Below are 19,468 nucleotides of genomic sequence, written 5' to 3'. Positions count from 1 at the left end.
TTGAGATAAGCAGCGGATTTGATATCACCATAGAATGTTTTCGACCATGCAGTATCACTATTGCCGTATCTTACCGCGAGAGCCAATCCATGACCCAATTAGCCCCGATCCACCTCAATGATGGAACCGTGATCTATATCGAAGCGGAGGATGATGTATCAGCACATCCACAGCCTGAGTCTGAAGGGACCACCCGCACCTCGAAAGGCATGGGTGATGTGGCCTTGAAAAACTTCCAGGCCATGCAGGGGACGATTCGCACCTATACGGCCTATACCCTCAATGCTTTCAAAGAGGTGGCAACGGCCAATGTAGATAAGGTGACTTTGGAATTCGGGGTCAAAGTCGCGGGTGAGGGGGGAGTGCCTTACATCACGAAGGGCAGCGGGGAATGCAATCTCAAAATCACGGTGGAGTGTTCTTTTGGTGATCGGGAAGGGTGAAGATTTGCTATTGGTGATGAATCATAGGATGTGTCTTTGATTCATTTAGGGTGGAAGGGTTTGATAGATTGAAAAGATTTAGCTTATCTTGATTTTATCTTTGTTTTCTTGGGGTAAGGATGGCAAATCCTGAGCATGTTGTGGAGTTAAAGAACGGAGTCGATTCTTGGAATCGCTGGAGGGAAAGTCACCCAGGTGTAAAACCTGATTTATCACAAATAGACTTGTGTGAAAAAAACTTGAGTGGAGTTAAATTAAGCGAAGCTAATCTTAGTCAATCATTGCTTGGTGGAACAGTTCTTACTAAGGCTTGCTTGAAAGGAGCAAACTTGACTGGATCATATTTAGCTGGAGCCATACTAAAGAAAGCTGATTTAAGACTAGCTAATTTAAGTGGAATTGATTTTTGGTGTGTTGATCTTAGTGAAGCTAATTTATCTGGTGTTGATTTGAGAGGCACTATTTTCGACAATGTGGACCTGTGTGGAACGATTGCAAAATTCTCACTTGTTGATGGCAAGACTGGGATCACAGATTGTAGGATTGATGACAAAACTAATTTTTCTGCTGTGGGACTAGACAGTGCCAGAATTGAAGAACACATAAAATCAAAGCTGAAACGAAATATTCGAAAGATATTCTGGAACAAACAATATGCGAATTGGCGCAAATGGAAAAAACACTATCTGCATTGGCTCAAAAGAAACAACAAGCGAATAAATATTTTACAGAAGATTCCCGCATTAATACTAGAAACTCCTGGGCTTAGTTTAATTCTTGTTTTTGCGATTAATATTTTTGTTTCTGCTTATACACAAGTAATTAGAATTTTCTGGTGGATATCTGACTATGGTAGTTCTACAACAAAGATTATCTGTACTTTTGTAGGCTGTTCTCTATTTTTTTCAATTGCATATCTTATAGGAACTCCAGCACCTGATGGAGATTCTTGGCCTACACCTTTCGCTAACCCATTTTTAGTTGATTTTAGCGATGATATTTTGAACCAAAGTTTATGCAAGAAAAATTTGGGGTTTATTTGTTTGTTTGAGCTTTGGTTTAGGTCGCTATATTTTTCCGTTGTTACAATGACGACTCTGGGCTTTGGTGAAATCCATGCACACCCTTTGAGTATTACTGGTCAATTTCTAGTCATGTCTCAAGTATTAATCGGCTATGTTCTTCTTGGAGCTTTGATTACTCGTTTATCGATTCTCTTTCAGAATGTCGGATAGCGAGAAGATGGTCTACATCAAATCACCAGGATCAGTCTTACAATTTGCCTATCTGCAATTCCCCTCAACAACTCACCACTGGCAGCTCAGCCCAACACGTCGTATACCTCGGTGATCGCCACTTCGACTGCATTCGCCAGGTCTGCCTTAGCCCCGACGCAGCAATCTCCAGCGTTCCACGGCCAAACCGATCATTCACTTCATCCATGATCGACATCAGGCGCTTCCGTTTCTCCCAACCCTCATCCTTCTCCCAGAGGTGCCCTTGGATAGTCGTCTCAGGACACAAACCCACCATCAGCACCCCCGCTTTTTGAAATTCTCGACCCGGTTCATAGATTCGCTTCATCGCATTACGAGCAGATTCCACAATTGTTGGAGTATAGTTGGTCGCTATGGGGAATTGCACAGTAGCAGATTGGCGAAAATATCCTGGCTTAAAAGGGCTTGTCCGCACGAAGACAACCATTGCCTCTGATACTTGTTCTTGATGGCGTAGCTTCTCCGCTGCCCTAGATGCATAGGCCGCAATCGCTTCCTGCAAATCCGCTAACTCCGTCACTGGCTGACCGAAAGAGCGAGAGACGCAAGTTTCCTTCTTTGGTTTAGCAACCAGCTCCAGGGGCAAACATGAAATACCTCGCAACTCATGGATCATCCTCACCCCCACCACGCCCATTTTTTTGCGGATTAGCCCCTCGTTAGCATCCCGCAGCTCCTTCGCTGTCTCAATCCCTTGGCTTAACAACCACTTATTGTATTGGCGACCAATCCCCCAGATATCTGCGACTGGAAAGGTAGCCAAAATCCCCTCAGCATTACGGGCAGTGGAAATATCAAACACCCCACCATACTGCTTTTGCTTTTTTGCTACATGATTGGCAATCTTTGAGAGAGTCTTGGAAGTTGCAATGCCAATGGACACAGGAATCCCCGTCCATTGCAACACCGTTTTACGCACCTTATGAGAGTATGTCGTAGCCTCAGCAAATTCCGGCATTCGCATAAAGCATTCATCAATGGAATAGATCTCTTGCTCTGGTGTAAAGGTCTCCAGAATCGTCATCACTCGTGAGGACAAATCACCATACAACGCATAGTTGGAGCTGAAAACTCTAACATCGTGTTTCTTGATCAGCTCTTGGACTTTGAACAAGGGCACACCCATAACCAGACCTAAGGCTTTAGCTTTTGCATTGGCTGTCACAACAACCCCATCATTGTTAGAAGCGATGACCACGGGCTTATGCTGCAAGCGAGGGTTCAGAGCTGACTCACAACTTGCGTAGAAAGAGTTACAGTCACAAAGCCCGATCAGATATCGTTTCAAGCTTCTAACCCGTGAACCACAAATGTAACGACCCCCCAGACAGAGAAATCCATTCCCCTTTGCACAGTGATGGGAGGATAGTCTGGGTTCTCAGCAGTCAGCAAAATTTTTCCTTGGGTTTTACGGAGCCGCTTCACTGTAAACTCACCTTCTAGAACCGCTATCACTACAGCTCCATCCACTGGATCAATGGAGCGATCCACAACCAACAAATCCCCAGAGAATATCCCACAGCCTTCCATCGAATCCCCCTCGACTCGCATCAGAAAGGTCGCGGCGGGTCGAGGAATCAAGGCATCTTGTAAATTCAGATTTTTCTGCAAATGGTCGTCGGCTGGGCTGGGGAAACCAGCAGAAACTGGAGCGCTAAATATAGGCAGGCAGACAGGATCGGCCCACTCAACAGCATGAACTGATCGAATAAGCATTATTATGGTTCATATGTACTGTTTATACTTAGCACAAATGAACTATTTTCTCTACAGTACTGATTATTTTCTAGGCAAGACTTAAAGCCGATAGATCTTTGATGAGCAGAGGATTAGTATGACTAGCACACCTAAAGAAAGTATGGCTCAGAACCAATTTTCGGGCCTTTCTCCCATACTCAATGTCAGTAGTATTCCTACGAGTATTGATTACTATGTCAATGTTCTTGGCTTTCAAAAAGATTGGGACTGGGGCGATCCACCGACTTTTGCATCTGTTTCCAGAGATGACGTTTGCATCTTTTTATGTCAGGGGGCACAAGGGCAGCCTGGAACATGGATATCAATATTCGTGGCTGATGTTGATGCGTTATTCATTGATTACAAAGCGAAAGGAGCCAAGATTCGGCAAGCACCTACTAATTTCTCTTGGGGAATGCGAGAAATGAATATTGAAGATCCTGATGGGCATCGATTACGGGTGGGATCTGCAACGAATGAACCCAGTGATGGAGTGCCCTTATGTGAGGATTGATATGGGGTTAAACCGACCCTAAATCCAAGAATCTCGCTAATATCTTCTCTACAGTTCCCTCTACATCTCCCTCACCCGACACCACGAGATCTGCCAATGCAGCACCAGGTGCGACCAGCTCTTTATGAGTAGGCATGTTCTCTTAGTTTTTGCTGTCTTTAGTATATTCTTCATGAAAAATAAAAAAATAGGAATAATAGGGCTATTCTTTATTTTCTTATCTATCTTTATCTATTATAAGTGGGAAGAAAAGATTTATACTATTAAACCTTTAACTAAAAATATACTCTTAAAATCTAATGATAGTATATATTTTGATATTGAAACGAATTATGATATTTCTGAAAATCGATATAATGTCATCTTTAAAATTAATAATTCAGAGTTACTAGAAATAGATTGTAATATTATTGAGCTTATTAAGCCAAGACTATCTTCAATAAAAGGAAAGAATAAAAGCACTAAAAATAAGTTAATATCAGAAAAGTTTTCTTGTAAAAAATACAATGACATTTTAATACTTAGTTCTAATACTATATCTTTCTCAAAGAATAATATTTATCGATTATCAGTAAAAAATGAAGCAGGTCTGAGCGAATATCTTTCGTTTCAACTAAATATCCAAAGTAGCAACAGCATCAATACTCATTACTTATGGATGGATGTGACCTTCCTTGTAATTTTAGGATATACCACCTTTGTGATTGGAGTAATATTTTGTCTAATATGCATAGTTCTTTTTATTAAACAAAGACGGACATCAAAGAGCTGATTTATTGAAGTTGTCCACCTGTAAATTTTTCTAGGTTTTCTTTCTCTGCAACGATTTGAGGGAACCAAAGCTGTTCCCATTGACCATTTAGCTCCACCGTTTTCACTCAGCGGATAACAACGTGACTATAGCGATCAACATATTTTGGGTTTCATTCCATGGGTCAAATTGCCTTAAACCCTTTCACTGCAAATTATTCCACCGACACGCACTAAAATGACTCCAGCCTTTTAGTTTGTCGTTTGTTAGAAAGTAGTCAAAATTGAGGGATCACCGCCAGCCTGATAGGCTGATGGCTCATTCTAATCTATGACTCGGGAGATAGAGGCTGCCGCTACTGCTGCTTAAGGACTTCAGGGATTTTTGGCCGTATAAAAGTTTTCCCCTGGCATCCTAGAATTTGAACAATGCCTTTCTCTGCAACCTTTAGCCCAGTGAAAGTCGTTTGTTTTCAATCATCTTCATAGGATTCTCAACTTTATCAACTATCCTTCGTAACGCAGGGCACTCACCTATGATTCTGGGTGAGACAATCTACGCCAGAGGTTTCTCAATGTTTGACTGTCCCATTTGCTCCCATGAACTCCTCCCTCACATTAGTCATGGGCAAATCTGCTGGTTTTGCCACTATTGTTGGCAAGACTTTCCCAACCTAGAAGAAGTATCAGTGGAACAACCCCGAAAAGCGGTGATACTGCAAGACCCCATTAATGCACATCGACTGCAGAAACGGCCTGAGTTGCTAGGTCCACTGGCTGTATAAGTCATCTATCCGGTGTGGATACCTTAATCAGTGATGTAGATATTTGGGTAGGTCAACTCATCAGGTCTCAAGTTAGGGTGAAACCTAGATAAGTACTTGTTTCTAAGGGACAGGAGAACGCCATGAAAACTAATCAACCGATAGATATGATCGATGATCAGGATGTTCGGATTGGTGGTGCAGGACCTGATCCCATTCCGTCTGAGCCCATTCAAGCCCTGTGGTAATTACAGGTTGGAAGAATAGGGATCATAGACCCACTCCATATTCAATATTTTCATTGTTAAATAGGGATAGGCTTATGGTCTACCCCTGTTTGAGTTAGTTGTATGAAAACGCTATTAATTGGATTAATTCAGTTTTATCGGCGATTCATTTCGCCTTTATTTCTCCCGTCTTGCCGTTTTCAGCCGACTTGTTCAGCTTACGCCATTGAAGCAATATCAACTTGGGGAGTCCTCAAGGGAAGCTGGTTGGCGTTGAAACGAATTAGTCGTTGCCACCCCTTTCACCCTGGCGGATATGATCCAGTGCCGACAGCAGCGGTCAAACCATCTGCTCAGATTGATTCTGAAAGTGCTGATCCAAACAAAGAACGGCATGGTTCAAGTTCTAGGATGTCAGGGTAACACTTTTATATAACCAAAAACCCTAAAGCTCTTGTACAGAAGCAGATGCAGCCTTTTTCCCATTAAGTGAAAGCGTTACCCTGATTTGAACCGACCCGAAGGCTTTCCTCTGAATTCCTTGGGAACGAACTCGATGCTGATCAGGTAACCCGTTAAAGCAGGCTTCAGTAGCTCAACAGGTTCAGAGTCTTTATCGAGGATATACCAAGTGCTTGTTTTGGAACGATCACAGAATAAAGCCAAAGCCGATGGACTATCACCAAATCCCAGTGCCCTTTCATGGCTAGGATCGTGGGATTGGAATTGATATTGCTGTGATAAGGGTTGCAATACAGCTTTGGGCTGTGTTGATGGGGTTAATTTGTTTGTGGCTGCGTTCATTTCTCGGATTCCATTGGGGTTTTAATGGTTTTGTGCAGTTGTTCAGCGATAGCCCAGCAGTCATCACAAATTTCAGGGTAGTCATCATCAGCTCCTTTACACCAGGGCTGAAGATAGCCACAGGCTTGGCACTCGTAGTACTGCCCAGGTTCACATCCAGAGCAAAAGGACGGGCTGTGATTACTCAGGCATCCCAGTGGCTTTAGTTGCAAGACACCTCGGCCTCTTTGAATGAAGTTCCACATTTGTTTATTCATGACAAATCCTCCAACTTCATCTGTCCAAACCATTCCTGCTTTGTGTACGCATTGGCTTTTCGGAATGGCGCATCAAATTTCAAGTGGCAGGGCGCACAGAGCGCTTTGAGATTATCTGGGTGATTATTCTGCGGATCCTGATCCAGGTGGGCCACTGTGAGAGTGAATCGCTGAGGCTTCTATTCCTCCCCCTCTGAAGTGTTTGGGAACCATTCAGGGTGCGTAATCATCAGCCAGAAAGCGAAATGCGGCCACTCGACCCCCGGCTTTCGACAGGGTTTACCGCACTGAGTGCAACGCCAGTTAGCAGCATCCTTAACCCGTGTTGCAATCTCGTCCCAGTTATCGGGGTATCTTGCCCGGATCATCGGCATCACAAAACCTCCAATGTTTGCTGCTGGGGGGCTGGGCACTTCCATTCAAGGAAAGCCTTGATCACATCACAGTGACAGGGTTTGGGATGACACCAGCACAGCAACGTTACTTCAGACTTCTGGCCCAGCGCCTCCAGCGCTGCCATCATTGCACCTCGACCGAATGGTTTATAACTACCGCTGGGCATAACCTTGTGCTGCTCAGCAATTCTGCGAATCAAGTCTTGGCTAGGTTCATTTCCCAGAATGGCAACCTCATACAAGAAGACCCGGAAAGCCGCAATGCAGCGATCTCGCTCTGATTCAGCGAACATATGGAAAGGATTGCCTAAAGGAGTCCCCCGATCACATCGAACACCGGGTTGAAGCTGCCGGGACTTTCTCAGATTGGCAATGTGGATAGTGGGCATGATGAATACTCCAAATCTCTAGCTGTTGGGGATTAGCAAGCAATGACGGTCATGTTCTCGGCCATCTCATGAGCAAGAGCGACCCTCAGCCGTTGCTCATCCGTGAGTCCTGCATTGAATGCTTCTAAGACAGCCTCAGCCGCTTCCGTCCTCCGGGAGTAAGGGCCGAAGGACTGATATCTGAGCGTGGTGCCGACGTAATTGGATTGGCCCTGGATAAAGTTGATGTAGACATACCCGATCAACCGACTGCCGAAAAAGACATTGAGCTTGCGGTCGTTCTCACCAGTCGGTCTGGTATGGAGTTCGTAGGAAGGCAGATCAATACTGTCGATAACTCGTTGGGGAAGAGTTGTATGATTCATGTTGAATAACCTCGTTGAATGGTTCGTTCAATGAAAGGCATCGTTTGACTTGTCCCGAACTTGGCGATGCCTTTTACTGTTCTGAAACGAATGGCCCCTCGTCATAACCGCCATGGACCAGTGCCTCCAGCATCAACGCCGCCTCCATATGCTTGAGGGCATCGACATGTCGCCGTTCCGACCTCAGCGTCGTCGCCTCGGCCATTAGATAGGCAACACAATCACGGAAGCATTGGGCCTTCTGTCGGTCGAAGGGAATCCGCTCAATCTCTGGTTCTAGCTGGGGCCAGACCGCTGGATTAAACAGTTTCTGGGCACCACTGAGTAATAATTCCTGGGATTGCATTAAATTCTTAGCCGTCGCTACCGTCATAACAGCCACCGGAGAATAGGCCAGGTTAACCGTAGGCGGGTTGAGCAGAAATTCTGCCAAATTAAGGTGATGGGCTTGCATGGGATTTCTCCAAGGGAATAGGAATAAGGAAAGGCCAGCCCCGATGGTTGGGGGGATATCGCCACAGGGCTGACCCAGGTACAGACAGGGGGAGAGGGTTAGGCCGCTTTGCTAACCTGCTCAAGCAAATGGTTGTGTGCCCAGTCCCACCAAGAGCGACGTTCCCAGTTAATGGCTTTGATGTCTTGGCCTTTTGCTTCGTTGTAGAGGGGCACAATCACAGCGTCGAGATCTTCAACCGCCCCAGGAGAAACCCCCGAGAGTTCATACACGGTATCAGCCAGAGATTCGAGTTCAGTTCGCTTAATGGCAAGCTGCTTAAAAAAGGTCTCCCAGCTATTGATGCGAGTGACCGTGAGTTGATCCATCAGCTCATTTAGCGCAACCACCATCAAAATGTCCTGGCCTGCTACCTGCTTAAGCACTTTGAATACAGCCTCTTTTAGGGGAGAGCATTTGGCCTTATTGGTTTTGCGCTGTTCTAGTCCCGTCGCTTCCAGGGTTAGCAATCCGAAGAGTTCGAGGACATGATCCCGGTTCCGCAGATTACGATTGCCATGGTGTAATTCCCAGGCAAACTTAGCCAGCTTGTCTTGTCCTGTGGGGTCATCAGGTTTGTACTGTTTGACGATGTATTTTTTTGATGTTGACCTTCTCAGGCTTAGCAGGATCGATATGCTCTTTGATCGCTTTGGTTAGAGCGTTGCGAGTGGCGTTGTTGTCTAGAGTGGCAGTCATGATTTTCTCCAAAAAGCGAATGAGGTTTGAGTGGTTATAAGAAACGTAGGCAGAATGATCCTCAGCAGCAAATGAAGTCCTGACCATCGGCTTCAATATCTGAGTGCACGGAATTTAGCAGCTCCAGGGGTAAGCTGGCTTGGGATTATCTGGTAGAGCAGCTAGGGCTGCATATCTCAACGAAGAAAAGATATCTCTGGGAGTGGAATGTTGGAAGGTGTGGACATAGGGGTTAAGTGACAACCAAAGATCCAAAGCCTCGTCGTCGGTCAAATCTTTGCTACCCAGCACCAGGCGGTTAAGGATTGCCGTCTGCTGGTCATGGAGTTCAATCGTTGTGGTGAACTGAACTTGTGGAATGAGTTTGTATCTTGTTGTGGGTTTCATTGTTTATCCTCTGAAGCGAAGGGGATGAAGAAATAGAGAAAGAGTGAAAAATAGATGGATTGCCAGATTAGGCAATAGAGAATTGTGTAAGCATTCATAACTGCCCCCTAAGTCGGTCCATTGCTCTCGCCATAAGCCCCGGCAGGCAAGGCCCAGGCTTGGAGATGGGTCCAGATAGGATAATCCCCCCACTCACTGGAAAGAGCTATTTCCACGAGTTGACTATTATTGGCTTCGGCGTAGGGTGTTCCTAGGTTGGCCATCTCACGGACTGACCGTTGACGCTGAATTGTGGTATCGAATTGCTGTTCATAGTTAGCGATCCGCTCAAAATGAGCTGGCGCAATCTTACGGATAGTGGCCCACTGGTTAGCACTGCCAAAGATACAGGACATGCAGGACAAACGACCCCAGCCGAGATGATAGGCAGGATGGGGGATGATGCCATGTCGTTGAATGATGGCCCAGACCTCCGACTCCTTCCAGCCATGAATCGGGCGAAATCGATCCACATGGCGCTTGGATTTGCCGTTACGGTTGTCAGTCCGATCTGGCTCAAACTCTGCATACTTGGCCCGTGAAGGAGACTCCTCGGCCCGTTCCCCAGTAATCACTAATGTTTTGGAGTCGTTAAATCGGGGTTGATTCCGAATTGCGATCGCAGAAACATCCACCTTGAGATACGCCGAACACCACCGGATGCTTAAATCAGCGGAGATTTGGGGAAATTTCTGGCGCGTAGATTGCTTACCACCATTGCCACCAGCAGAGCGCAGTCCATCAGGCGCTTCAAACCAAGTTTTTGCTTTGGCTTGATTGGAGCGGTTCATCTCACGCTCAAAGCCACCGTCCAGCCAAGAAAAATAGATGGGGATGGAAAGCAATTGGGCCACAGCCTTGCAGTAGGTTGATGTGATCGGCCAATCCATCAGGGTGGAAGCGGTCTGGCCTTGCACGGGCAACCCGTCTACAAGGTGATGCCAAAGCTCAATTTTGGGGCAGTTGTTCTCGATGGCCCAGAGGATGCAGGCCAAAGAATCTTTGCCACCAGAGAACATGATGATCGTCCGATCATAGTCTTGAGGGTTCATTGTTGAAATCTCGCTGAGGTTGGAATGTAGCGGCGGGTGGTTAGGCACCACCCAGGCCAGGGAGATTAATGCTCAGACGGCAGCAGCACAACGCCGTATTCCACATACAGCTTGATTTCTGGCAGGACGAAATCAGTGAAGGGAATATCTTGGGTAATGACAGGGCTGCAAGTACTAGCGCTGTCTTCGTAGCAGGCTAAGACAGCGCTATGGTCGTCGTTTACGGTCAGCAACCAAAGCTGGAATTCTTGGAGGTTGGGATTGCACTTGATGAGTCGCACCCGTTGATAACTTGCGATCACGTCGAGGAGCCAGAAACATTCCCCTTTCTCTGCGAGTGTTTTGACGCCTTCTGTGTAACGGATACCCAGCCAATGCTGATAGTGAGATTCACTGCAATGACAATGCGCGAGTTCGATCTGAAGGTCTTCAGCGGTGATCATGATATTTAGTCCCCTATGTAGCGAGTGGGTGTAAGTGAAGTGGGAGGGGCAAAGGTGCCCCTAGAAATTCTTAGAATTCGTCGTCGTAATCGTTCTCAGCTCGAACCGTCTGATCGGCCTGAACGGTGTACCAGTCACTGAGAGCACCCTTAAGCTCATGGTGATAAAGAACCCAGTTTTCGATCCGGGTTTGAGTCGTGCGCTCCTCAGGGGTCGGCTTGCGGGTCACCATCAACACCCAATGCTCATCGAAATCAATATCGATATCCGAATCGAAGGGGCCGCAGTCCTTGAGTAGGACGCAAGCCAGAGTATAGGGAGGGCAAAGAGGATCTTCAGTGTGTTCGTTAATGAAGGCTATTCCATCGGCTTCAGTCTGAACCAGCCACATATCTGGCTGGGTTTGTTGCTGAGTGGTTAAAGGCTTAAGAACTGTAGAATACATAAGATTAAACCTATCTAGGGTTTTTTCAGCGAGGGCATCGTTTCTTTGGTCGGAGGTGGTGCCCTTTGCTTATGTACCTATTATACACATCTAGACTATGATAATCAACACTTTAACGTAGAATTATTGGTGCTAAAATGTGAGTGCTAGGATCTTAATGATGAAAACTATGCACCAAGCAGTGATTAAGTGGAAGCTTCATGAGCTTTTATCTATTCAAAGAAAAACAAGTCGTGATCTAGCGCAATTCATGGGGATTCATGAAAATTCTGTCTATCGACTCAGAAAGTCAGAGGTTATGCCCCGTTTGACTCATGAAACCTTAGATAAAATATGCGAATTTTTAGATTGCAGCCCTGGAGATCTCTTGATTCGTGAGAAAGAGGACAAACCATGACCACTAACACACGCACTCTGTATGACCGTGATGTCGTGGAGTGGGCTGATCGACAGGCTCAATTGTTACGAGATGGTCGGTTTGACTTACTCGACCTAGAAAACTTGATTGAGGAAGTTGAGGATGTGGGTAACCGCCATCGAGACAAGGTAAAAAGCCAGCTCAAACGAATGCTTTGGCACTTACTGAAGATAAAATATCAGCCCTCTAAGCACACTGATAGCTGGGATATCACCATCGTTGATGCTGCGAACCAGATAAAAGATGAATTTGAAGATCGCCCCTCCCTGCGCCGCCACCTTGAAGAGTCCTTTGATCTCTGCTATAAGCGGGCACGTCGAGATGCTGCCAATGAAACAAGGCTAGATATTTCCACTTTTCCTATGCAATGCCCTGAGAGTATCAGAGTTAAAGCATGGGAGTTAATCAACAGTGATGACTAGATGGTATGGATGGCCTAGAGTCATTTCTTCAGTGAAACTCAAATCAACCACTTTAGACTGATCGATGCAGATCCGTTATGGTTCATATCCCAAACCTGACTCAACAACAGTTAGAACTCCTAAGAATAGCCAAAAAACATTCTGTAGAGGAACTGCAGCTTTCCTATGAGTTTCCAGTGGTTGATAGCAGTGAGCTTAGGAACGGTCATCCTCCATTTATTCAAGAGCTGATTGATCTCCATCTAATTCAGGTTAGAGAGGTAGAAACGTCTATGCTGGCTTCAGCATTTCAGCAATCAAGCTGGGCAGAATTTTGTGAGGATCTGGATTACCCCACCCAGGCGGATTGGGACCGATGGCGGAAGAGATTTATCGCTCAACTTGGAGAGGGAATTGAACAACTGATGACGCCAGGGAAAGAATTAGGACAATTTACTAAGGTTTGGATCCGGGAGATTCGCCTGCAAGCGGTGCAACCTAGCAATCTATGAGGTGAACTTGTATCTAATTTCAGCATTCATATTGTATTATCTGGCTGCTTTTTTGTTTAGGCTAGACATATCAAAGGGTGTCAATTTAGATACCTGTGGTGCAAAATATAAAGAGTAGCCTATCACCGAAAAATTGACTCAACTTCACAGTAAATTCCTGCATTCCAATATATTAGCCATTTCTTGACTGGGCACAGTAATAGTGAAATCTTTACTAGAACACTCATAGGTCTGCTTAGAATGGCAAGACTGCCAGGCTTCTACCATAGCTTGCAATGCAGCCTCTTGAGAGAGTTTTTGTAATATATTACTGTGGTGGAATTTTAAGCTAATTCCTAGTTGTCTCCCCAAAATATTGGGTTTATCTTGTTTATAATCTTCAAAGGAAATGGTTTTTTCGTACAGCATGCTTCGATCCCCTATAAAACATAATTCACTTCTAAATAACTACTTTAATTTTATTTTAATAAAGTGCAGAATTACGAGATTTCAATTTTTGTGATTTCCGTTGACATCTCAAATAAAAGTGATAAGAGATTGTCTTTGTTATTTTATATATCTTGATATATACCAACCCACATTCAATTCAATGTTCAGAAATAAGCAATCAACCCTAAACCGTTAATTTGGGATGCACTTATTGCTACAGTCAAACAACTTAAGCAGGCCACCTGTGAAGAGAAAGCAAAAGCCTGTGAGTATTACAAAGTTACTCTTAATGGAATTGAGCGCATTAATGTCATGGCCTTTCTAAATGCAGTATTGGCAGCAAAAGGGATGGACCTGGATGCGAAAGGTGAGAGTAACGAGCAACTAAGAGGCCACAATCCTAGCTATCGCATTAGCGTACAAACTGACGGCAAACTATTGTTGGGAAGTGCCTACACCAAGAAAATGAACCTGCAACCAGGAGATGAGTTCGAAATCTCCTTAGGGCGAAAGCATATTCATTTGAGCAAAGTTGCTTGAGTTATTAAACCTAAGACATAAAAACTCCCCTGGAAGATTCAACTTCAGGGGAGTTGTCAGATTCTCATGAAAGCCCCAGTTTAATAGTTGTCTAAGCAACGAAGGATAAGATGTTTGGAATTTTTAGACTGCTGCTATCCTTTGAGATTTCCGTTGAGATGAATAAGCTTTCATCCTCATCCTGATAAGCCTCTATGAGCTGCTGCTCATTTTCACTCAGGTCAGGATCGCTGTTGAGGGCTATCTCTTGTAAGGTTTCTTCTACCAGTAGCATCTGCTGTTCAGCCTCTGCCAGAACAGCTTGAGGTCCAGACTGTAGCAAGGATTCAAAATCGGCCAAGGCATCATACTTGGCTTGAAACTCTTCTAGGGCAGCTTGGAGGTTAGTTTTCTCATCGGTTAGCGCATTGATTATTATCGACTGTTCTACCTCCTTTGCTTTTAGGGTGCGCTGGTCTTCCTCTAGGCGTTGCTGTTGATCTGTGAGGGTTTGAATGGTTTGTTCGAGTTTGGTGTTGTCTTGCTGAAGCTGATGGGTTAAGGATTGATAGTTTTTGATAGCTTTAATGGCGGGTAGCAGTTTTTGCTTAAGGTCCATGTGGGCCACGTCGAGCTGATGAAATTCGTCAGAGAGTTTTATATAGGAACTGGCAAGGCTGTTATAGCGTTCGGAGGTAGATTTCATGGGAGTTTATAAAAGAGTGATTCATTCCTTTTATTATGGTGATTTTTATCAATTTTTTTGTTTTGGGGAATACGTTTGATAGCAATTAAAACCATGAATTCTCCCACAGCAATCTCAACAAACGGCAGACCTGAGAGAACTTGCTGGAGATTTCGCCTTGTAAACTACACTCACCTAGGATTTATTTTTTAAGGAGACAAAATTAGGGTTTGTTAGGTTAGACTCTGACTCACATTTCCCCACTCAGGTCTTCACAATGTCTGACTGCATTCTTTGCTCAGGCGATCTTTTGTTGCACATTCATAAAAACCAGTTGTATTGGTATTGTGATCGTTGCCGCGAACGGTTCCCTCTTGAGTTAACCACTCGCTATCATCAATCCACCCAAAAACATCTAAAATCTAGGCGTTATCAAACCTCTCCTATGAAGTTACACCATTTCAGATCTAATGCCCTCCGGTCAAGGCTAACCAACGTTGAAAAGTGATCAGCTTGAGATGTGAAGCCAGCCAGGAAAAACGAGTGCTTGAGATGCTCAATTGGATGGCAATGGCAATACTGGAATTGAGATCGCAACTCCACCGACCATGATCACATTCTTCTACTCTGCTCCGTGTCTTTACTTGGGGATGCTACATTATTGGATTCTTCTGAGCTTGGTCCGAGTTTTGGGCTTAGTATCGGGTTTAACCTTAGCCACTATCTCAGCATCAGGGAATTTCTTGAGTACAGGTTTTTTGGAGTCACCCTTGCAAATCCAACCGAGCAATAAATCAGGCTCGTAACAGGGGTGGCTCTTCCCAGGATCAACCATTACAGGTTTCGGTTGGTGATAGTAGCGGATGATGATTTCGTCAGATTCCATTGATCAGAATTGTCCGCCATCCTTACTCAATAAATAGTCAACGGCACGCTTGAGCTGCGATGTCTGCTCTGCCAATTGACCATGTAAGGTCTGCATTGCTAGCTGACCTTCAATCAATAATTCGATTTTCTTATCTGTAACTTTTTGCTGCTCAAGGACTTGACCAATTGTGGCAGTATTAGCCTGAGTTGCATCTAGCAAACTCTGAGTAGAGGCTGCAAGGGCGTCAAGCCGATCATCGGTCCATCTTTGAGAATCGCTATTCGTCATATAGACACGCACTATGGGAGTGGATTATGGACAAAGATATGTGACAAAACTATTTATGGTAGAGGAAATCCAGGAGTTACTGAGTAATCAGTTAGAAAAGGGAAATTGACATTCATCATGCATGACAGATTCTATGGGAATATCCTCACTTGGCGATTCTATAGTGAATGCAACCCCAATGCAGGGCAGAAAACCTGGAAAAATCTACAGGTGTCTTCCTTCTGGACTGACTTAGTCAAGTGGACAATTCCAGCAGAAACCAAAATGTAGCTCCGCCATCAGCAGAGGTTTCAACGCCAATGGTACCCCCGTGAGCTTCAATAATTTTTCGACAAATATAGAGACCAAGACCATACTCAGTGATGAGAGAATCAGATTGGCCAAGAGTTAAACTCCAAAGAGAGAATTGATTTTTTAAGAGTCGATACCCACACCATCATCTTGCACTGTACAACGGATCATGGGAGGGTTACTAACCTCAACATGAGCCTTTAATGTAATATCAACGCTGTCTGTATTATATTTCATTGAATTTTACTTAAATGCAATCGCACTGATTGGCCGTCAATTGACCATTGAAGGTTGTTGTCTCTGGCAACTCCTCTCCGATGGCGACACCTTAGAGCCTATTTATTAATTATGAAAACAATTGCGTTAATTGAAACTAATTCTGGAAACGGTCATCACCTTACTTATTTGAGGTTATTCAGTAAAACTTTACTTGAGCAGCAGTATCAGGTGATGGCTTTTTATCCTAGACCTGTAGATCTTACCGATTGGATTGAAGAGCACTGCCCAGCCTATCGTGATCGTCTATGGACCTTCGAGATGCATAAGCATAAGCGGCGGCGAGTTCCAGTGTTAGGCACTGTTCCCGGACCCATTGCGGTGATTGAAAGGTGGCAGCACTTAGCAAAGTCTATCCGTAATGCTTCAGAAGAGATCGGTCACTCTCCTGACTACGTTTTTTTTAACTGGCTTGACAACTACCTCAGCTACTACTTAGTACACCACATTATTGATGCGGTATTTCCTTACAATTGGGCTGGACTTTATTTTCGTCCAGGCATTTTGAGATTTGGGCAACGCTCCCTAAAGGGACTTAGCAAACCCTTAGCCCACTATGCGATCGCCCGATCTCCCCGGTGTTACGCTCTGGCAATGCTCAATGAAGAGCTGGTGGATGATATACAGGAGGATTTAGGAAAAACTGTGGTTGCTTTCCCCGACATTACGGATGAAACGCAACCTCAGACTGACTATGAGCTGATCAAGGAAATTCGCCAAAAGGCAGGAGATCGTAAGATTGTCGGACTCATTGGTGCATTAAGCAAGCGCAAGGGGATCCTAACTCTACTGGAAGTGGCGCGACAGTCGGTTCAGGAAAACTGGTTTTTTGTGTTTGCGGGCGCACTTGATGAAACGATGTTTCATCAAGACTTTGATCAGCGGTTTGGAGATGAATTTCAGCAGATCAAAAAAATGCGAGATGAACCGCCCTCTAACTGCTATTTTCACTTTGAATTTGTTCCAGATGGTTATGCTTTTAATAGCATGATTGATACCTGCGATGTTTTATTCGCAGCCTATGAAAATTTCCCCTACAGCAGTAACTTATTAACAAAAGCAGCCCTCTTCAAAAAGCCGATCATTGTCAGTGAAGGTTATTGTATGGCGGCTCGGATTGAAAAATTTAGGTTAGGTGTAACCATGCCCGAAGGAGATGTGGCGAGGTGTATTGACGCGTTGCGCTATCTTTGCGATTGCTCTGATCAGGCTTTGAGTGAGCTAAATCCTGACTTTGAAGGCTATTATCGGTTGCATTCAATTGAACAAATTCGCACGGTTTTTTCAGAAATTTTGAATGAAGCAAATGTGTTGCCAGCTGTTGTTTAAAGTTTTCTGAATGTTTTTTTTGATGAGTGATAGGAGGTTTGTGTGAAGGTATTAGTTACGGGTTCTAGTGGACTTATTGGTTCAGAGGCAGTTGAGTATTATGACCACGAAGGCTGTCAAGTGTTCGGAGTTGACAACAATATGCGCGCCGAATTTTTTGGTGCGCAAGGCGATACGCTTTGGAATCTAAGTCGTCTTAAAGAGGGTACTCAGAACTTTTCTCATCACAGTATCGATATTCGTGATCGCCAAAGTATTTTTGAATTATTTGAAGCAGAAAAATTCGATTTAATCATTCACTGTGCAGCTCAGCCATCTCATGATAAAGCCTGTCAAATTCCTTTGCTTGACTTTGAGGTGAATGCATTAGGGACTGTTAACCTTTTAGAGGCTACCCGTCAGTTCTCCCCAGAGGCTGTGTTCATTCATATGAGTACAAATAAAGTTTATGGGGATGCCCCCAATGAGGTGCCACGCATTGAACTGGAGAAGCGGTATGACTATGCAAATCCAGAAGATCATAATGGTATTCCAGAAACTTGTCGGGTCGATCGCTGTTTACATTCTCTGTTTGGTGCATCTAAGGCTGCGGCGGATATTGTTGCCCAAGAATATGGTCGGTACTTCGGCATGAAAGTGGGGATTTTCAGGGGTGGCTGCCTGACTGGCCCGTCTCATTCAGGGGTAGAGTTACATGGTTTCTTATCCTATCTGGTGAAGGTTGCTGTCAGCGGACGAACCTATAAGGTGTTTGGTTATCAGGGCAAGCAGGTTCGAGATAATATTCACAGCTACGATGTAATTCAAGCCTTCGAGGCATATCGCAAAAATCCTAGGCCCGGTGAAGTCTATAACTTGGGAGGTGGACGTGACAATAGTGTTTCTGTCCTGGAAGCATTTGATCGGGTTGAAGCTATCACTGGCCAAAAAGTTCAGTGGGAATATGTTGAGACCAATAGGATAGGTGATCACCTTTGCTATATTTCGGACTTGAGCAAGCTAAAGTCTCATTTCCCTGATTGGGGAATCACCCGTAGTCTGGACAACATTTTTCAGGAAATAGTAGAAGCCGAGCAGTCTAGACAAAATTGATTGTGCATCAACAAAGTGTGGGATAGGTGGCTAAATTTTGCCATTCCCAAGGATGCTCCGTCAATCCAGCACGTTGGGCAGCCGTATTTTTGAATCGAGAGTGGCGCCAGATCCAGTTGAAATAAGCCAGCACCAGTCTTAACGTCACTGCACTCTGTTGCCAGACTTTGCCAAATTTATTCTGTCGTCGATGCCAGCGCCCGGTCTGTTGACGTAGTATGCCATTGGTCCGCTCTAACCTTTGGGTCAAGGCTTTACTCACTTGATGAATCACCTCATCGGGGAATTGTCGTGAATACCCTTCCCAGCCATCAGTTTGCCAATGGTGACAGGCGGTTTTGCCTTCAGTATTCTCAATTAATTCTTGAGCGAGTTCGTCGGTATGTTTGCCAATGCGACCACTGAGCACCAAGCCACTATCTTTGGCAAGACTCAACGCTATCCAGCAATCGCCTACACTCAATTCTTCCGGTTCACAGTGCTTTTGCTTTTTTTGACAAAAGACCACAACTCATCTGCATTGATGACGTCAGTCGAAACAGCCTGAACGTCTTGATTGTGAATCATTTGGGCTTTATGGCTTGCTGAACGAACCACGCTCACACAGGTGTTATACGCCACACCTGTGATGCGAGATAGGCCCCTCAGACTAATGCCTTCAACATGAGATTGAAGGATGGTCTGGATGGTTTGAGGAGAAATCTGACGGCGATAATAGAGGGTATCAAAGGTCTCACTGAAGGTTTGCTGGCAGTGGGGGCAACGGTAACGTTGGCTGCCTTTACTGGTTTTACCGTGTTTGTGGGTCTTTGGATGACCACATAGAGGACATTGCATCAAGGCATAGGATAACTCAACTCTCTAATGGTTTAGCAAACCC

General features: G+C 44.8%; 33 protein-coding genes. 12 read left to right on the top strand and 21 right to left on the bottom strand.

Annotation, left to right across the window (positions count from 1 at the left end; genetic code table 11):
- Nucleotides 1-89: 89 nt before the first annotated feature.
- Together AM1_RS36820 and AM1_RS38155 are read left to right on the top strand one after the other, a co-directional pair.
- Nucleotides 90-443: a CU044_2847 family protein gene (locus AM1_RS36820; protein WP_012168406.1), complete on the top strand. Its 354-nt coding sequence runs from the start codon at nucleotides 90-92 to the stop codon at nucleotides 441-443.
- Nucleotides 444-562: 119 nt separating this feature from the next.
- Complete coding sequence (locus AM1_RS38155) at nucleotides 563-1,678, top strand: pentapeptide repeat-containing protein (RefSeq protein WP_012168405.1); 1,116 nt, start codon at nucleotides 563-565, stop codon at nucleotides 1,676-1,678.
- 64 nt (nucleotides 1,679-1,742) lie between these two features.
- On the opposite strand, the gene AM1_RS36810 is transcribed toward AM1_RS38155, so the two are convergent.
- Together AM1_RS36810 and AM1_RS36805 are read right to left on the bottom strand one after the other, a co-directional pair.
- Complete coding sequence (locus tag AM1_RS36810) at nucleotides 1,743-3,008, bottom strand: Y-family DNA polymerase (protein WP_049783926.1); 1,266 nt, start codon at nucleotides 3,006-3,008, stop codon at nucleotides 1,743-1,745.
- Nucleotides 3,005-3,436, bottom strand: a complete 432-nt coding sequence (locus AM1_RS36805) for a LexA family protein (protein WP_012168403.1) — start codon at nucleotides 3,434-3,436, stop codon at nucleotides 3,005-3,007. Before AM1_RS36805 ends, AM1_RS36810 begins: the two co-directional genes overlap by 4 nt.
- 118 nt (nucleotides 3,437-3,554) lie before the next feature.
- Here AM1_RS36805 and AM1_RS36800 point away from each other — a divergent pair, with 118 nt between their 5' ends.
- Nucleotides 3,555-3,971 carry a bleomycin resistance family protein gene (locus AM1_RS36800; RefSeq protein WP_012168402.1) on the top strand — a complete coding sequence of 139 codons (417 nt, stop codon included), beginning with the start codon at nucleotides 3,555-3,557 and terminating at the stop codon, nucleotides 3,969-3,971.
- Between the two features lie 7 nt (nucleotides 3,972-3,978).
- On the opposite strand, the gene AM1_RS44175 is transcribed toward AM1_RS36800, so the two are convergent.
- Entirely contained in the window at nucleotides 3,979-4,107 is a 129-nt protein-coding gene (locus tag AM1_RS44175; protein WP_012168401.1) for a hypothetical protein, read from the bottom strand.
- Nucleotides 4,108-4,143: 36 nt separating this feature from the next.
- Here AM1_RS44175 and AM1_RS36795 point away from each other — a divergent pair, with 36 nt between their 5' ends.
- The 3 genes from AM1_RS36795 to yidD all read left to right on the top strand — a co-directional run bounded on the left by AM1_RS36795 (nucleotide 4,144) and on the right by yidD (nucleotide 6,135).
- Nucleotides 4,144-4,743 (top strand): hypothetical protein, encoded by a 600-nt coding sequence (locus tag AM1_RS36795; protein ID WP_041661520.1) that lies wholly within the window; start codon nucleotides 4,144-4,146, stop codon nucleotides 4,741-4,743.
- 553 nt (nucleotides 4,744-5,296) lie between these two features.
- On the top strand, nucleotides 5,297-5,506 hold the full coding sequence (locus tag AM1_RS36790) for a hypothetical protein (protein WP_012168399.1): 210 nt from the start codon (nucleotides 5,297-5,299) through the stop codon (nucleotides 5,504-5,506).
- Nucleotides 5,507-5,835: 329 nt separating this feature from the next.
- Nucleotides 5,836-6,135 (top strand): membrane protein insertion efficiency factor YidD, encoded by a 300-nt coding sequence (yidD, locus tag AM1_RS39470; RefSeq protein ID WP_012168398.1) that lies wholly within the window; start codon nucleotides 5,836-5,838, stop codon nucleotides 6,133-6,135.
- A gap of 75 nt (nucleotides 6,136-6,210) precedes the next feature.
- On the opposite strand, the gene AM1_RS36785 is transcribed toward yidD, so the two are convergent.
- The 12 genes from AM1_RS36785 to AM1_RS36730 form a co-directional block, all read right to left on the bottom strand.
- On the bottom strand, nucleotides 6,211-6,516 hold the full coding sequence (locus tag AM1_RS36785) for a hypothetical protein (protein WP_012168397.1): 306 nt from the start codon (nucleotides 6,514-6,516) through the stop codon (nucleotides 6,211-6,213).
- Nucleotides 6,513-6,773, bottom strand: a complete 261-nt coding sequence (locus tag AM1_RS36780) for a hypothetical protein (RefSeq protein ID WP_012168396.1) — start codon at nucleotides 6,771-6,773, stop codon at nucleotides 6,513-6,515. Before AM1_RS36780 ends, AM1_RS36785 begins: the two co-directional genes overlap by 4 nt.
- 179 nt (nucleotides 6,774-6,952) lie before the next feature.
- Nucleotides 6,953-7,147 (bottom strand): hypothetical protein, encoded by a 195-nt coding sequence (locus tag AM1_RS43820; RefSeq protein WP_049783925.1) that lies wholly within the window; start codon nucleotides 7,145-7,147, stop codon nucleotides 6,953-6,955.
- On the bottom strand, nucleotides 7,147-7,557 hold the full coding sequence (locus tag AM1_RS36770) for a DUF4326 domain-containing protein (RefSeq protein ID WP_049783924.1): 411 nt from the start codon (nucleotides 7,555-7,557) through the stop codon (nucleotides 7,147-7,149). The genes AM1_RS43820 and AM1_RS36770 overlap by 1 nt, the downstream gene beginning before the upstream one ends.
- Before the next feature lie 32 nt (nucleotides 7,558-7,589).
- Complete coding sequence (locus AM1_RS36765) at nucleotides 7,590-7,922, bottom strand: hypothetical protein (protein ID WP_012168393.1); 333 nt, start codon at nucleotides 7,920-7,922, stop codon at nucleotides 7,590-7,592.
- A 73-nt stretch (nucleotides 7,923-7,995) separates the two neighbouring features.
- A complete protein-coding gene (locus AM1_RS36760) occupies nucleotides 7,996-8,376 on the bottom strand; it encodes a hypothetical protein (protein WP_012168392.1) in 381 nt (126 codons plus the stop codon).
- A 98-nt stretch (nucleotides 8,377-8,474) separates the two neighbouring features.
- A complete protein-coding gene (locus AM1_RS36755) occupies nucleotides 8,475-8,885 on the bottom strand; it encodes a hypothetical protein (protein WP_012168391.1) in 411 nt (136 codons plus the stop codon).
- 100 nt (nucleotides 8,886-8,985) lie between these two features.
- A complete protein-coding gene (locus AM1_RS44170) occupies nucleotides 8,986-9,114 on the bottom strand; it encodes a hypothetical protein (protein ID WP_012168390.1) in 129 nt (42 codons plus the stop codon).
- Between the two features lie 114 nt (nucleotides 9,115-9,228).
- Entirely contained in the window at nucleotides 9,229-9,501 is a 273-nt protein-coding gene (locus AM1_RS36745; protein ID WP_012168389.1) for a hypothetical protein, read from the bottom strand.
- Between the two features lie 107 nt (nucleotides 9,502-9,608).
- On the bottom strand, nucleotides 9,609-10,592 hold the full coding sequence (locus tag AM1_RS36740) for a phosphoadenosine phosphosulfate reductase family protein (RefSeq protein ID WP_012168388.1): 984 nt from the start codon (nucleotides 10,590-10,592) through the stop codon (nucleotides 9,609-9,611).
- Nucleotides 10,593-10,657: 65 nt separating this feature from the next.
- Nucleotides 10,658-11,035 (bottom strand): DUF6876 family protein, encoded by a 378-nt coding sequence (locus tag AM1_RS36735; RefSeq protein WP_012168387.1) that lies wholly within the window; start codon nucleotides 11,033-11,035, stop codon nucleotides 10,658-10,660.
- Between the two features lie 70 nt (nucleotides 11,036-11,105).
- The gene (locus AM1_RS36730) at nucleotides 11,106-11,480 is read right to left on the bottom strand and encodes a hypothetical protein (RefSeq protein ID WP_012168386.1); all 375 of its coding nucleotides are present in this window, start codon (nucleotides 11,478-11,480) and stop codon (nucleotides 11,106-11,108) included.
- A gap of 157 nt (nucleotides 11,481-11,637) precedes the next feature.
- Between AM1_RS36730 and AM1_RS44340 the strand changes: the two genes are divergently transcribed.
- The 3 genes from AM1_RS44340 (at nucleotide 11,638) to AM1_RS36715 (ending at nucleotide 12,811) form a co-directional block, all read left to right on the top strand.
- Nucleotides 11,638-11,877, top strand: coding sequence for a helix-turn-helix domain-containing protein (locus tag AM1_RS44340; protein WP_012168385.1), 240 nt, complete (start codon nucleotides 11,638-11,640; stop codon nucleotides 11,875-11,877).
- Nucleotides 11,874-12,320, top strand: coding sequence for a DUF29 domain-containing protein (locus AM1_RS36720; RefSeq protein WP_012168384.1), 447 nt, complete (start codon nucleotides 11,874-11,876; stop codon nucleotides 12,318-12,320). Before AM1_RS44340 ends, AM1_RS36720 begins: the two co-directional genes overlap by 4 nt.
- A 77-nt stretch (nucleotides 12,321-12,397) precedes the next feature.
- Nucleotides 12,398-12,811, top strand: a complete 414-nt coding sequence (locus tag AM1_RS36715; protein ID WP_012168383.1) for a hypothetical protein — start codon at nucleotides 12,398-12,400, stop codon at nucleotides 12,809-12,811.
- 144 nt (nucleotides 12,812-12,955) lie between these two features.
- Here the strand turns inward: AM1_RS36715 and AM1_RS36710 are convergent, their stop codons facing one another.
- Nucleotides 12,956-13,219: a hypothetical protein gene (locus tag AM1_RS36710; RefSeq protein ID WP_012168382.1), complete on the bottom strand. Its 264-nt coding sequence runs from the start codon at nucleotides 13,217-13,219 to the stop codon at nucleotides 12,956-12,958.
- 198 nt (nucleotides 13,220-13,417) lie between these two features.
- Between AM1_RS36710 and AM1_RS36705 the strand changes: the two genes are divergently transcribed.
- A complete protein-coding gene (locus AM1_RS36705) occupies nucleotides 13,418-13,780 on the top strand; it encodes an AbrB family transcriptional regulator (RefSeq protein WP_041661517.1) in 363 nt (120 codons plus the stop codon).
- A gap of 91 nt (nucleotides 13,781-13,871) precedes the next feature.
- Here AM1_RS36705 and AM1_RS36700 read toward each other — a convergent pair whose 3' ends face one another.
- The 4 genes from AM1_RS36700 to AM1_RS39465 form a co-directional block, all read right to left on the bottom strand.
- Entirely contained in the window at nucleotides 13,872-14,465 is a 594-nt protein-coding gene (locus AM1_RS36700) for a hypothetical protein (RefSeq protein ID WP_012168380.1), read from the bottom strand.
- 637 nt (nucleotides 14,466-15,102) lie between these two features.
- Nucleotides 15,103-15,330, bottom strand: coding sequence for a hypothetical protein (locus AM1_RS36695; RefSeq protein WP_012168379.1), 228 nt, complete (start codon nucleotides 15,328-15,330; stop codon nucleotides 15,103-15,105).
- Between the two features lie 3 nt (nucleotides 15,331-15,333).
- On the bottom strand, nucleotides 15,334-15,600 hold the full coding sequence (locus AM1_RS36690; protein ID WP_012168378.1) for a hypothetical protein: 267 nt from the start codon (nucleotides 15,598-15,600) through the stop codon (nucleotides 15,334-15,336).
- 235 nt (nucleotides 15,601-15,835) lie between these two features.
- Entirely contained in the window at nucleotides 15,836-15,922 is an 87-nt protein-coding gene (locus AM1_RS39465; protein WP_238549402.1) for a hypothetical protein, read from the bottom strand.
- 317 nt (nucleotides 15,923-16,239) lie between these two features.
- On the opposite strand from AM1_RS39465, the gene AM1_RS36685 reads away from it, so the two are divergent.
- Together AM1_RS36685 and AM1_RS36680 are read left to right on the top strand one after the other, a co-directional pair.
- Nucleotides 16,240-17,496 carry a glycosyltransferase gene (locus AM1_RS36685; protein ID WP_012168375.1) on the top strand — a complete coding sequence of 419 codons (1,257 nt, stop codon included), beginning with the start codon at nucleotides 16,240-16,242 and terminating at the stop codon, nucleotides 17,494-17,496.
- 42 nt (nucleotides 17,497-17,538) lie between these two features.
- Nucleotides 17,539-18,588 (top strand): NAD-dependent epimerase/dehydratase family protein, encoded by a 1,050-nt coding sequence (locus AM1_RS36680; protein WP_012168374.1) that lies wholly within the window; start codon nucleotides 17,539-17,541, stop codon nucleotides 18,586-18,588.
- A gap of 7 nt (nucleotides 18,589-18,595) precedes the next feature.
- On the opposite strand, the gene AM1_RS40640 is transcribed toward AM1_RS36680, so the two are convergent.
- Nucleotides 18,596-19,425, bottom strand: a protein-coding gene (locus tag AM1_RS40640) for an IS1 family transposase (RefSeq protein ID WP_148216130.1) whose coding sequence is annotated in 2 segments (ribosomal slippage) — nucleotides 18,596-19,081 and nucleotides 19,084-19,425 — 828 coding nt in all. Because the reading frame shifts where the segments join, the coding sequence is not laid out codon by codon here.
- Nucleotides 19,426-19,468: the final 43 nt, after the last annotated feature.

The organism is Acaryochloris marina MBIC11017, assembly GCF_000018105.1.
In the GTDB taxonomy this organism is placed as follows: Bacteria; Cyanobacteriota; Cyanobacteriia; order Thermosynechococcales; family Thermosynechococcaceae; genus Acaryochloris; species Acaryochloris marina.
The sequence above is the reverse complement of the archived record's forward strand: the minus strand, read 5'-3'. Positions and strand labels throughout refer to the sequence as shown.